This window comes from Paenibacillus shirakamiensis (assembly GCF_017874255.1).
GTDB lineage: Bacteria > Bacillota > Bacilli > Paenibacillales > Paenibacillaceae > Fontibacillus > Fontibacillus shirakamiensis.
Map to the genome: position 1 here is coordinate 20,873 of NZ_JAGGLD010000001.1, position 13,073 is coordinate 33,945.

At 43.5% G+C, this 13,073-nt stretch carries 13 protein-coding genes and 1 pseudogene; 11 read left to right on the forward strand and 3 right to left on the reverse strand.

The genetic code is table 11. The features are described 5' to 3' along the window. Positions 1-107: 107 nt before the first annotated feature. Genes ruvC through yajC form a run of 7 tightly spaced genes read left to right on the forward strand, consistent with a single transcriptional unit; the run spans position 108 to position 6,942 of the window. Positions 108-611, forward strand: coding sequence for a crossover junction endodeoxyribonuclease RuvC (gene ruvC / locus J2Z69_RS00090; RefSeq protein WP_209858103.1), 504 nt, complete (start codon positions 108-110; stop codon positions 609-611). Further along, on the forward strand, positions 608-1,222 hold the full coding sequence (gene ruvA, locus J2Z69_RS00095) for a Holliday junction branch migration protein RuvA (protein ID WP_209858105.1): 615 nt from the start codon (positions 608-610) through the stop codon (positions 1,220-1,222). The genes ruvC and ruvA overlap by 4 nt, the downstream gene beginning before the upstream one ends. Before the next feature lie 27 nt (positions 1,223-1,249). Then, on the forward strand, positions 1,250-2,257 hold the full coding sequence (gene ruvB / locus J2Z69_RS00100) for a Holliday junction branch migration DNA helicase RuvB (protein WP_209858106.1): 1,008 nt from the start codon (positions 1,250-1,252) through the stop codon (positions 2,255-2,257). Positions 2,258-2,284: 27 nt separating this feature from the next. Continuing rightward, positions 2,285-4,393: a SpoIID/LytB domain-containing protein gene (locus J2Z69_RS00105; protein ID WP_209858109.1), complete on the forward strand. Its 2,109-nt coding sequence runs from the start codon at positions 2,285-2,287 to the stop codon at positions 4,391-4,393. An 8-nt stretch (positions 4,394-4,401) separates the two neighbouring features. Continuing rightward, a complete protein-coding gene (gene queA, locus J2Z69_RS00110; protein WP_209858111.1) occupies positions 4,402-5,430 on the forward strand; it encodes a tRNA preQ1(34) S-adenosylmethionine ribosyltransferase-isomerase QueA in 1,029 nt (342 codons plus the stop codon). Positions 5,431-5,443: 13 nt separating this feature from the next. After that, complete coding sequence (tgt, locus tag J2Z69_RS00115) at positions 5,444-6,589, forward strand: tRNA guanosine(34) transglycosylase Tgt (RefSeq protein ID WP_425354969.1); 1,146 nt, start codon at positions 5,444-5,446, stop codon at positions 6,587-6,589. A 29-nt stretch (positions 6,590-6,618) separates the two neighbouring features. Further along, complete coding sequence (gene yajC / locus J2Z69_RS00120; RefSeq protein ID WP_209858115.1) at positions 6,619-6,942, forward strand: preprotein translocase subunit YajC; 324 nt, start codon at positions 6,619-6,621, stop codon at positions 6,940-6,942. Positions 6,943-7,025: 83 nt separating this feature from the next. On the opposite strand, the gene J2Z69_RS00125 is transcribed toward yajC, so the two are convergent. Continuing rightward, entirely contained in the window at positions 7,026-7,853 is an 828-nt protein-coding gene (locus J2Z69_RS00125; protein ID WP_209858117.1) for a phosphatase PAP2 family protein, read from the reverse strand. A gap of 98 nt (positions 7,854-7,951) precedes the next feature. After that, positions 7,952-8,344 (reverse strand): TIGR04086 family membrane protein, encoded by a 393-nt coding sequence (locus J2Z69_RS00130; RefSeq protein ID WP_209858119.1) that lies wholly within the window; start codon positions 8,342-8,344, stop codon positions 7,952-7,954. Positions 8,345-8,531: 187 nt separating this feature from the next. Here J2Z69_RS00130 and J2Z69_RS00135 point away from each other — a divergent pair. Then, positions 8,532-8,723, forward strand: a pseudogene (locus J2Z69_RS00135) (YetF domain-containing protein); the annotation flags it as partial. 3 nt (positions 8,724-8,726) lie between these two features. Here the strand turns inward: J2Z69_RS00135 and spoVB are convergent. Further along, positions 8,727-10,298: a stage V sporulation protein B gene (spoVB, locus tag J2Z69_RS00140; RefSeq protein WP_209858123.1), complete on the reverse strand. Its 1,572-nt coding sequence runs from the start codon at positions 10,296-10,298 to the stop codon at positions 8,727-8,729. Between the two features lie 179 nt (positions 10,299-10,477). On the opposite strand from spoVB, the gene J2Z69_RS00145 reads away from it, so the two are divergent. From J2Z69_RS00145 to secF, 3 genes are all read left to right on the forward strand, one after another. After that, the gene (locus J2Z69_RS00145; RefSeq protein WP_209858125.1) at positions 10,478-10,738 is read left to right on the forward strand and encodes a post-transcriptional regulator; all 261 of its coding nucleotides are present in this window, start codon (positions 10,478-10,480) and stop codon (positions 10,736-10,738) included. 98 nt (positions 10,739-10,836) lie between these two features. After that, positions 10,837-12,093: a protein translocase subunit SecD gene (gene secD / locus J2Z69_RS00150; protein WP_209858126.1), complete on the forward strand. Its 1,257-nt coding sequence runs from the start codon at positions 10,837-10,839 to the stop codon at positions 12,091-12,093. Continuing rightward, a complete protein-coding gene (gene secF, locus J2Z69_RS00155) occupies positions 12,083-12,991 on the forward strand; it encodes a protein translocase subunit SecF (RefSeq protein ID WP_209858127.1) in 909 nt (302 codons plus the stop codon). The genes secD and secF overlap by 11 nt, the downstream gene beginning before the upstream one ends. Positions 12,992-13,073: the final 82 nt, after the last annotated feature.

Consider the following 13,073-nt stretch of genomic DNA (forward strand, 5'->3'; position numbering starts at 1 on the left):
TTTGTGTCTACATATAATGGCATAACTTTTTTCTGTGTACGGAGCTTTCTTTTGTTATAATAAGGTGAATACATATGTTCGCTTTATGAACTATAGGAGAGATCGATTTGCGAATTTTAGGAATTGACCCCGGGATCGCGATTGTCGGTTTTGGGTTTATTGATAAACAAGGAAGCAAAATTGTTCCTGTTCAATATGGATGTATTCAGACGGAGAAGAACACCCCTGAAGAAGAGCGACTCCTGCATGTCTATGAAGGAATTAATCAATTGATGGATAAATACCAGCCGGATGCTGTAGCCTTGGAGAAGCTCTTTTTCAACAGAAATGTAACGACAGCAATGTCGGTAAGCCAAGCGCGAGGTGTGCTCGTACTTGCAGCTATTCAGCGAGGTCTTCCGATTGGGGAGTACACGCCTATGCAGGTGAAACAGGCGGTTGTGGGATATGGTAAGGCGGAGAAGAAACAGGTACAGGAAATGACAAAGATTTTTCTGAAATTGCAGCAAGTTCCAAAACCTGATGATGTGGCTGATGCGCTGGCCATTGCTATTTGTCACGCACATTCTTATACGCTTAATTCTAAAATAAATGAGGTACTGCGCTCATGATCGATTATTTACATGGACAGGTCGTTCATTATGAATCGGACTATATTGTCATGGATGTACAGCATATCGGCTATCGCGTATTTTGTCCTAATCCATTTGTATTTGCTAAAAGCGAGAATAGCGTCACGGTCTATATCCATTATAACGTTCGAGAAGATGCAATTCTTTTATATGGATTTGCCACTAGGGAAGAGCAAAAGTTATTCCGCAAGCTTATTGAAGTGACAGGAATCGGGCCTCGTGTAGCTTTGGGCATTCTTGCAGGGGGTACCCCTGATCAAGTAGTCGCAGCCATATACCAAGAGAACATTACTTTTTTGACAAAGTTACCGGGTATCGGGAAGAAGACGGCACAGCGGATTATTCTAGATCTGAAAGACAAATTGGATGGCATTGCAGTTATGCCTGTCCTTGTTCCTGTAGAAGGGGAACATGATTTATTCAATCCGATCTTTTCTGGTTGGAAGGAAGCTAGAGAAGGGCTTAAAGCGCTTGGCTATACGGATGGTGAGCTAGATAAAGTATGGCATAGTCTGAAAGATGGTATAGCTCCAGAAGAATCTGTAGACTCGGTAATGAAAAAGGCACTGAGAATGCTATATGCGGGCTAAAGGTGTTAGGTAGAGGGGGAAAAGTAGATGGATGACCGAATTATATCGGCAAACTTAATGATGGAAGATCAGGCGGTAGAGCTTAGTCTTCGTCCCCGTTATTTAGCGGAATACATTGGTCAGGATCAAATCAAAGAAAATTTAACAATTTATATAGAAGCTGCGAAAATGCGAAAAGAAGCGTTGGATCATGTGCTTTTGTACGGACCACCCGGACTCGGAAAAACTACGCTAGCTAATATAATAGCAAATGAGCTCGGTGTGAGTCTGCGTACCACGTCAGGTCCAGCCATTGAACGGCCTGGTGATTTAGCTGCGCTGCTTACGAATCTTCAAGAGGGCGACGTCCTTTTCATAGATGAGATTCATAGATTGCATCGGACCGTAGAAGAAGTATTGTATCCAGCGATGGAAGACTTCGCTTTAGACATAATGATCGGCAAAGGGCCTAGCGCAAGATCCGTTCGATTAGATCTGCCTCCCTTTACGTTAATAGGTGCAACTACAAGAGCGGGTCTATTGTCTGCCCCATTGCGGGATCGTTTTGGCGTGGTAAGCCGACTTGAATTTTATTCCGTGGACCAGCTTAGTTACATCGTAAGCCGTGGTGCAGATATTCTAGGGATTGAGACCGTGGGCGATGCCGCTGATGAAATTGCACTGCGCTCTAGAGGGACACCTCGGATTGCGAACCGACTGCTCAAACGTGTGCGCGATTATGCCCAGGTACGTGGTGATGGGATTATTACTTCAGCTATAGCCAAAGAGTCCTTGCAACTTCTCCAAGTAGACCCGATGGGTCTGGATGTGATTGACCATAAAATGCTGCATGCGATGATTAACAACTTTCGTGGTGGGCCTGTTGGACTCGATACAATTGCCGCGACGATTGGAGAAGAAAGTCAGACGATAGAAGACGTATACGAGCCTTATTTGATGCAAATTGGATTTCTGCAACGCACACCACGTGGACGAATCGTAGCCCCAGCGGCTTACACCCATTTAGGATTGCCTATTCCAAATACAAACGGATAAAACTTATTTAACCGAGGAGGAGTTAGGATGAAGAATAAGGGAAATGTCAGGAAGCTCGTGAGTTTTTCATGGAGGCAGGGAGTTATAGCGGGCATTCTTTTGCTAGGATCAACTCAGCTACCTGTGTACACGAGTGCGGCAAGCCAAGATACGGTACGGGTAGCCCTGTTTGTAGATGCCGGAAGTACGTTTAAGTCAACGACACCTGTAGTAACGCTTACGTCTAGTGTAACTGGAATGGCTGGCCCAAAAGGTGCCGCATCATGGGTCCCTTTAAATGCTGGAGAAAAAGTTCGGTTTAGTATAGATGGATACAAAGTAAAAGCTCTTCAGCAGGTAGACTGGAAAACTGCTTCAGCAGCAGCTAAGAAGTTGCAGTCTACTTCAGCGGATAAGCCTGTGATTTTTGCCTCCACAAATGCCGGCAGCACCGTATATGATGTCTATACAGGACCGTATCTCAGCGCTGCTGAGGCTCAGAAAGCGGCCACACGAGACGCACAGACTTTATCTGGTCTTCTATCTGGGGGTACGCCGGAAGCTAAGGGGGGGCAGTACTTATCTGCGGGAACCTTCAAATCTCAATCCGAGGCAGAATCATTGCGACAAAGTATTATGACTGCTGGGGTAGATGCTGTAGTTGTGCTCACAGGTCCTTCGAACGCAGCTAGTTACCAGGTATGGGTAGGGGATACTACCACGGGAGATGAATTAGATCAAATAGAATCACAACTGATTCAGACAATGCCTACTATGAACTTATCCCCAGTAAATAATACGACATCCGGACTAATTGTACGAAGTGATGTTACGTTGAACTTAAATGCTCCAGTTCCAGTGAAACATTATGTAGTTACGGGAACTATGCCTATGTGGGTACAAGGATCAGATCCTACCAAAGGATCGATTCAGCTAGACGAGCGTTCCGTAAGAAAATATAGAGGCGGATTTGAGATTAGCAAGCAAAATGGACAACTTGCCTTGGTCAATGAATTACCTATGGATCAATACTTATATTCAGTTGTGGGTGGCGAAGTATATTCAAGTTGGCCTCAAGAGGCGCTGAAAGCTCAGGCCGTCGCCGCCAGAAGCTACGCTACATTTCAGGGAACAACTAAATTCAAAGTAGCAGGTCTAGTAGATACTACGTTAAGTCAAGCTTATAACGGCATTGAGAAAGAAGCTGCAAGTATTATCCAAGCCGTTGATCAAACGTCAGGTGAAGTGATGAAGAGTGGCGGGAAGCTAGTCGAAGGTGTGTTTTCCTCCAATAGTGGGGGGATGTCGGCTGATCCCATGGAAGTGTGGAAATCTCCCGATCCGACGTATAAAGCGGTGAAAAGCGAAGGGGATCAAGCTTCTCAAGCAGGGCTGAAAATGTGGTATCAAGTTCTTTTAGATAACGGGAAGACTGGATATGTTCGAGAAGATAATGCCAAAATAACGGGTAAAAATGGAGCGGGTCTATCTTATATGACAGCTACAGCTACGGGTACAGCGGTCAGAATTCTTCCAGTTATTCAATCTGGGGAGACGCCTGTAGCTAAAATAAATCCGGGAGATCAAGTTGTTGTACTTAAGAAAGTGCCGCAATCGGGAGAGTATGCATGGATTAAAGGTCCTTATACTTCAGATCAACTGCTCTCCACTATTAAGGGGAGGACGGCAACATCTATAACTTCGCCGATTGTGAATTTGGAAGTAACGAAAAGAGGACCGTCAGGACGAGCGCTTGAAGTGAAATCTAACGGCCAACTTTTAGATGTGAAATACCCCGATCTCTATCGCTCAGCGTTGAATGGATTACCGAGTACGTTGTTTGATATTACCCCTACTGGAAGGTATACTGTACTAGGCGCAGCGGATGCGAAAAGTTCGGCGTCCGCAGCAACAGGTGCATCTGTACTCTCTGCATCTGGAACAGGTAAACTTAGTGGAACCCCTATCGTGGTGCTGAATGGGGCAGGGGAAGCTAGGACTGTAGACCAGACGAACGGGTTTGTGTTCACCGGAAAAGGAAATGGTCATGGTCTGGGTATGTCCCAATGGGGTACTAAGGGTATGGCGGATCAAGGCAAAGACTATAAGACTATATTGCAATATTACTATCAGAATGTGACGATAACAAAGGACTGAATGATTGTATGAACGTAGATATATATGATTTTGAACTCCCTGAGGATTTAATTGCACAGACACCTTTGCTTGACCGTACGGCTTCAAGACTTCTAACACTGAACAAGCAGAACGGAAGCATACAGCATCACAATTTCAAGGATATTGTAGATTACCTGAACCCAGGGGATACTCTCGTGCTGAATGATACCCGAGTGATTCCTGCTAGATTATTTGGTGTAAAGGAAGACACGGGAGCCAAAGCAGAAGTGCTGCTCCTAAAAAATGTGGAACATGATACATGGGAAGCATTGGTCAAGCCAGCCAAACGTATCAAACAAGGTTCTGTTCTTGTATTCGGTGAAGAGCTCAAGGCCATAATTACAGAAGAAGGGGACATGGGCGGACGAACTTTGAAGTTCGTATACACGGGCATTTTTAACGAAATCTTAGATCGTCTAGGTCAGATGCCTCTTCCTCCATATATTAAGGAGACCCTTGAAGATAAGGATCGCTATCAGACCGTATACGCGAAGAATGAAGGTTCAGCCGCAGCACCTACAGCAGGACTTCATTTTACAGAAGAACTACTCGATACAATTCGAGCTAAAGGCATCCATGTGGCGTTTGTTACACTTCATGTAGGACTTGGGACTTTCCGACCGATGTCTGTCGATCGTATTGAGGATCATGTCATGCATGAGGAGTATTACACACTTCCCCAAGAGACCGCTGACATCATTAATGAAACCAAATCTCGAGGTGGACGTATTATCGCCGTAGGGACAACTTCGGCTAGGACGCTGGAGACGGTTGCGCAGAAATGCGGTCAGGGTCCAATTGTAAAAAGTAGTGGTTGGACGCAAATTTTCATTTATCCAGGGTATAAGTTTGGCTTAGTGCAAGCATTAATTACTAATTTTCATCTTCCCAAATCTACATTAGTTATGTTGGTTAGTGCTTTAGCGGGAAGAGACGCTATTATGAAGGCATATTATGAAGCTATTGATCAGGAATATCGTTTCTTTAGCTTTGGCGATGCTATGTTTATCTATTAAGTAAGGATGGTTGATGATATTGACAGCAGCAGTGACATACGAAGCGATTAAAACTTGCAAGCAGTCCGGAGCTAGGTTAGGACGCGTGCACACCCCCCACGGAACAATCGAAACACCCACATTTATGCCTGTAGGAACTCAGGCTACCGTAAAAACAATGAGCCCAGAAGAATTAAAGGAAATGGATGCTAGAATTATTTTGAGCAATACATACCATCTGTTCCTTCGTCCGGGTCATGAACTCATTCGTGAAGCAGGCGGATTGCATAAATTTATGAATTGGGATCGTGCCATTCTTACGGATAGTGGAGGTTTTCAGGTATTTTCGCTTAGTGATATGCGTAAGATTACAGAAGAAGGCGTTCACTTCCGCTCTCATTTGAGTGGTGATAAGCTGTTCATCTCCCCTGAAATCGCCATGGAGATTCAGAATGCACTGGGATCGGACATCATGATGGCATTTGATGAATGTGCTCCTTTTCCAGCAGAACATGATTATGTTAAAAAATCTTTGGAGCGTACTTCACGCTGGGCAGAACGTTGTCTAGAAAGTCATACAAGACCTGCGGATCAATCATTGTTCGCCATCATTCAAGGTGGGATGTATGAGGATCTACGCAGACAGAGTGCAGCTGATTTGACTTCCCTAGATTTTCCGGGGTATGCTATTGGAGGACTCAGTGTAGGTGAACCCAAACATCTGATGTATGATGTACTCGATTACACGGTGCCTTTAATGCCAGCCAATAAACCTCGTTATTTAATGGGAGTTGGTTCTCCGGACGCTTTAATTGAAGGTTCAATTCGAGGCATTGATATGTTCGATTGCGTACTTCCTACACGGATTGCCCGTAATGGGACAACCATGACGAGCCAAGGCCGACTTGTAGTGAGAAATGCTCAATATGCCAATGACTTCGGTCCGTTGGATCCTGAATGTGATTGCTATACTTGTCGGAACTATTCACGAGCATATTTACGTCATTTGATCAAAGCAGATGAGACATTCGGCCTGCGTCTTACGACATACCATAACTTATATTTCCTGCAAAACTTGATGAAGAATGTGCGTCAAGCCATTATGGATGATCGTCTATTAGACTTCAGAGATGAGTTCTTTGAACAATATGGATTGTTTAACAATGACAAAGGATTTTAAGAACATTAATAACTAGGAGGTTGAAACTTATGTTCCATTATGCAGCAGCAGCTTCAAGCGGTGGGGGCTTGTTTTCTGTGATTATCCCTTTTGTAATTATGTTTGCAGTATTCTACTTCTTGTTGATTCGTCCACAGAAGAAAAAACAGCAAACCCGTAATTCGATGTTGGGTAGCCTCAAAAAAGGCGATCGCATCGTAACGATTGGTGGACTTCACGGAACCATTCTTGAAATGAGTGACGATACTGTTGTTCTTCGTGTGAACGATGTGACTAAGCTTACGTTCGAACGTAGTGCGATCAGTCACAGCATTAATACCGCAGTAGACACTACTCCAGTTACGGAAGCGTAAATTGCGATAACAAAAGGCCCTCAGGAGAAATTCCTGAGAGCCTTTTTTGAATTCTTTTTTCTTTTAGAACACATACTAGCTGCTTATAAGGACGATCCAACTGCATGAGGCGCTCGAAGGCGGGGGGTTGACCGTTCCGCAAGCCGAATAGCGAGTGACGTGGCGACTACAGCAAGCACAAGTCCACCAGACATATCTATTAACCAGTGAATACCCATATAGAATATAGCAAAAACAATAATCGTTGCACTAAGTACAGCGCATGCAGCCCAGCGTTTGTTACCAGACCGAACGGCTAGAATAGCCATCGACACAGAGATCGAGGTATGAAGGCTTGGAAAACAGTTATCGATCCCCGATAAAGGCCGATATATGGTATCAAATCCTGGAAACACCTCATGCATATAGAAACTTACACCAGCCGGAGCATATGACCATACCTCATGAATGGGGAAAAATAAATAAAAAGGAATGGCAATCACATAATTAATAATTACGGTATAGCATACAGCGTGTACATACGTCCTATTTTTATCGGCTGCATAGATTCCCATGGAAGCAATTAATAAGGCCTGCAATACTATAATATAGAAAAAAGCAGTGATCTCAGTAATCGGACGCCAATGGAAAAACTGCTGAAAGTTTTTAACAAAATCTCCTTCAATCTGGTGGAACAAAGGAGTGAAGTCGGTAAGGTTAGTTAGATGAGCTTCCCATTTTAATTCGTAACTATTCATTAGAAGCACACCTACCATAACGAGAAATAAGATAAGGAAAGTTCTAGAGGTGATAAGTTCTCGTATAAAACTATAACCGGCCACAAAAGGGTTTTTGCCTGAGCCAAACCAGATGAATAAAAGCGTAACTCCTGCGGTGAACATTGAAATGGTGGTCATCGAATGATACAGCAAACTGGTGGTTCCTCCTTGTACGTGGAATCTGTGTTTACACCAGTTTAACATATATATTCGAGTCTAGATCATCCTAAATTGACCAGTACATAGGATCGTTAATTCCGATTGAGATTTACGCCCATCACACCGCCGACAGCCCCAATAAGCATAGCAGGAATCAAATACCCTAAGTCTCCTAAAGTAAGTGAAGAATCCAAGGCAAGAAAGCTGATGAGAAGCACAATTAGTCCGTAGATGAACCCAATTAATGCACCTTGATACCATCCTCTCCGCCCCGTACGCTTGCCTGCAACTATGCCTCCACATGCGATAGATACGGCATGAATCAGATACGTGTAGACGGTAAGATTGTCTTCTCGAAGTTCACTAATTCTCAAGCATATAGATAAGATTAAGGCTCCAATCATCATCCATAAGAAAGCATACCAGATTCCCGAGACGATAGGATGAGAGATGCGAAACGGGAGGATTTTTCGATTCGATTCCATTTCTTGGCCTCCTAGACTCTTTCATTTGATAACCCATTCTATGGTCAAGTGGGAAGAGATAGTACAAGTATGTTTGGTTAATTTGTAAATTCGTCCTGTTTTTGAATTGTAATCTGTTGCATGTCCGAAAGAGGGTGGGGCAAAATACATCTACTTAGGAAAGGGGAATCAGATCGTGCCTGTATTGATTAAATATGCCGCTTTGCCTCTGCCTTTAATTACACAAGGAAAAGTAGAGGATCGTAATTTAGAGCAAATCCAGCAAACCCGATTTTGGTTGAAGAATCAGATTCAGTTCAAGGGATTCCATGACTTCAAAGAGGTAGTTCTGTGCACGATTGATCACAAAGGCAGAATTTATGTGGACGCAGGTAACTAAAGTTTAAGCAAACCATTTTCCAATGTAAGGTACGCGCTGTAAATCACTTCGGTCGACCAAACGGAGCAAAGCGATAAGGGCTAGATACAATAGTATACCTGCCGCCGAAGTGAGGAAGAAATGGAGCCACATTTTTGAACTTAACTGGATTTCGTTGAATAATAAGCTAACTCCCGCAGCCATAATGATCATGCCCGCCGCAATCTTTGTGAAGTCTAGCCAAGGAATATGATAATTCAATACTTTAGCTACGGAGTAGGCATGTAATAACGTAACAATCACAACATTGGCGATAATGGCAAGAACTGCACCATAAATACCAAAGGCAGGATTCGAGGCTAGGTACAGAATGAGTCCAATTTTGATAATAGCTCCAATCAGAGTATTACGAAGGGCTTTTCCAGGTTGATCGAGTGCTTGAAGGGCTGCCTGTAGGGGACCTTGCAAATAGATAAGAAGTGCAAAGGGAGCCATCCATCTAAGCATGCCTGCAATGTCGCTATTACGGTAAAGGAGTACACATAACGGCTCTGCCATGACATACATAATGACGGCAAAAGGAGCGCCTGATACGAGTGCGAGCTTTATGGATTGATGAAGTCTCTTATGAATCGTTCTCATATCCCCACGAGCTTGTGCCTCTGCGAGCGATGGTACCAAAGAAATGGATAAAGAAGCAGTGAGGGCTCCGGGAAGCAGCAGGATGGGGATGATCATGCCTTGCAATGCACCGTACTGCGCAGTAGCTACTGCGGTAGCCACCCCAGCAAGAGCTAAACTTCGTGCGGTAGTAATGGATTCGAGCAAATAAGAAAGGGAACCGATGAGGCGTCCTCCGGTTACGGGAAGAGCAATGCCTAGAATTCTGTGCACAGCTTTGCGAGGAGTCAGCTCTTCAGCGATATTACTTCCTTCAAGCTCAGCTTCCTCTCCATGGTTCTTAGATCGTACTCTTCGTAACTGAAGGAGAAGTACAATCATCCCCACGATTTCTCCCGCAACTACGCCTAACATGGCCCCAGCAGCTCCATATTCAATGCCCATGGGAAGTAATAGATAGGAGAACCATAATACACATAAAATACGGGTTAGCGTCTCCATAATGGAGGAACTGGCAGAGGGGATCATATCTTGTCTGCCTTGAAAATATCCACGATAGACGGAGGAGACGGCTACAATTACAATCATCGGACTCATACTAATGAAGGTATGGTATACTCGGCTATCCGGAAGGATGTACTGGGTAATCCATGAAGCACCGAACAGGCAAATAAAGGTGAACAGAAATCCAGCACCAAGGGAAAGGGCTAGACTTGTACGTAAAATGACTTTAGTTCGTTCAGGTTTGCCTGCAATTTCAGCTTCGGCTACTAGCTTGGCTACAGCCAGTGGAATCCCCCCGGATATAATGGTTACAATAACTAGAAAAAAGGGATATCCTAATTGGTACAGTCCTACCCCTTCAGCACCAATAATCCGAGGCAGAAGAATGCGGGGAATAAATCCGAGTATTCGGTTAATAATTCCGGCAGCGAGCAAAATCATAGTCCCGTGGATAAAAGATTGTCTATTCACTATTCATCCTCTTCTCCCCTTTGTGTCATACGTACCCGAAGGGGCACAATACAAGCTCTCAGTTATCCTTATGCGAGACCTGTCCTGCTTCATGACATGTGTTTTTAGTCCTAAGAAGCAGGAATTGAGCAAGAGAGGTCGAATGAGATAATAGGGAACGAACTAGAAGGAGGATTCCGATGGAAGATGAACATCAGCTTACGGAAAGTCAGCTTACAGCGGCCATTCAACAGCTTTGTCAAAGTAAAGCAGATGAATTTCGTCTTATCGGGTATGAACATGTCACCTATTCCGATGTGTGGGAGTGCGTGAGTTCCAAATATAAGAAGGACATCATTCCTCCTATGCACGAGTTGGTTAATGATATTTTGTCACTAAAAGTTATGAAATTTATGAATTTTCTTACGATATCCGCTTATAAGGGATCCCATTTTAACTAATGGGATTTTTTTTGTGTGACAAAATATGATAAATTGACGGTCTTTTCCCACATCGATATAATAGACACATTGAGACTGAAAGGGGAAAACAGAGCGGGATGAAAAGAATCATCACATTCGTAGCTGTAATCGTTGTGTGTATTGCAGTCATGGCAGGGACAAGCCCCACATTGCTGAGTAAGATGAAGCTGGGTCTGGATTTAAAAGGAGGCTTTGAGATTTTATATCAAGCTCAGCCTATGGTACCCGGTGGCAAAATCACTAAAGAATCACTGAATCAGACCGCAGCGAGCTTGGAGAAACGTGCCAATAAGCTGGGGACAAGCGAGCCAGAAGTATCCACAGAGGGAGCGGACCGTATTCGGTTAAAACTTGCTGGGGTGAAGAATGAAGACGAAGTACGTAAGACGATTCAAAAGCCTGCTGTACTTACATTCCGTAGTAAGGATGGTAAGGAGAAATCTGCGGACCAATACAATAAGATTGAATTGAACGGTACGGATTTCACAGAGAATGGGGCCACCTATCATATTGACGAATTTAATAAGTATTATGTTGTAATTATTAAAGTGAAAGACAAAAGTAAATTAGCTGAAATTTCTAAAAGGTTATTCGGAAAAAATTTAGCTATCTATTTAGATGAGACTTTATTGTCAGCACCTACCGTAAGAGCTGAATTAACAGATGGCACGGCCTCTATTAGTGGTGAGTACACCCGTGAAGCCGCCCAAGAATTACGTGATACCATCAATCTAGGCGCACTTCCGTTGAAATTAACAGAGAAATATTCCCAAAGTGTAGGCGCTACCTTAGGTAAGCTTTCTTTGGATCAGACACTTAGAGCGGGTATTATTGGTTCTTTAATTATTCTAATCTTTATGATTAGTGTGTATCGTATTCCAGGTCTTGTAGCCAGCTTTACGCTGATTGTCTATACTTGGATGTTAATCGCTTTCTTCTATTTCGCCGGGGTAACTTTAACCTTGCCGGGGATTGCGGCTTTTATATTAGGTATAGGTATGGCTGTAGATGCCAATATCATCACGGATGAACGGATAAAAGAAGAACTTCGTAGCGGTAAGAGCATTTTGTCTGCTGTTAAAGCGGGAAGCCGGACATCCTTCCGTACCGTTATGGATGCTCACGTTACTACATTTATTGCAGCGGCAGTTATGTATGGACTGGGTACGGGCCCAGTTAAAGGATTTGCATTCGTGCTCATGCTCGATTTGATCGTGAGTATCATTACAAATATCTTCTTCTCACGTTACCTCCTGCATCTGTTAGTTAAGGCGAATATCATCAAGAGCCCTAAAATGCTCGGTGTAAAGGAGAGTGAGATTCGTGCGCTTTAATTGGAATTTTGACTATGTAAAAGCCAGTAAGTATTTTTATACCGCTTCCATTATTCTTACAATTGTAGGAATCATCTGTTTGGCTGTGTTCAAGCTGAATTACGGCGTTGATTTTCGCGCTGGATCGAATGTGGATGTAAAGACAAGCATTAACTTGTCCAAGGAACAAATTGAGAAGGTTCTGGTAGATACCCAACTGAATCAAAAAGATGTCCATATTACACCAGGTGAAGGCCGGGTGAACATTCGTTTCCCTGAAGTACTTAGTCCTACCCAAGAAGCAACGCTTAAAGGTGCATTAAAAGGACTGGACGCTAAGGCATCACCAGAAGTGAACACCGTAGATCCTGAAATTGCAAAAGAGTTACAACGTAATGCGATCTATTCTGTGCTACTTGCCAGTCTAGGGATTATTGCTTATGTAACCATTCGATTCGAATGGCGTTTTGCAGTGGCTTCCATTGTGGCATTGCTGCATGATGCGTTCATGGTAATCACCGTGTTCTCTATCTTCCGCTTGGAAGTGAATTTGACGTTCATTATCGCTGTACTGACGATTGTCGGTTATTCAATTAACGATACAGTTGTTATTTTTGACCGGGTACGTGAGAACATGCGCTTTGCGAAAGTTAAAAATCTTTCCGACCTCAAGACAGTAGTGAATCAAAGTATCGCTCAGACGATGACACGTTCGATTAATACGGTATTTACTGTATTTATTGCTTCTGTATGTTTGTTAATCTTCGGAAGCGAATCCATCCGTATGTTCTCGCTTGCGATGGTTATTGGACTTTTGTTTGGTGCTTATTCATCTATCTTTATTGCAAGCCCACTGTGGTACGCTCTTAAAGGACTTAACAAAGATGTCAAACCGAATGCGCCTAAATCTACGGTATAATTAAATTGTCTATCCGGACAAGAGAGAAAGCCGCGTCTATGGGTGACGCGGCTTTCTACGCTTGTGCTCATGTTAATGAAGC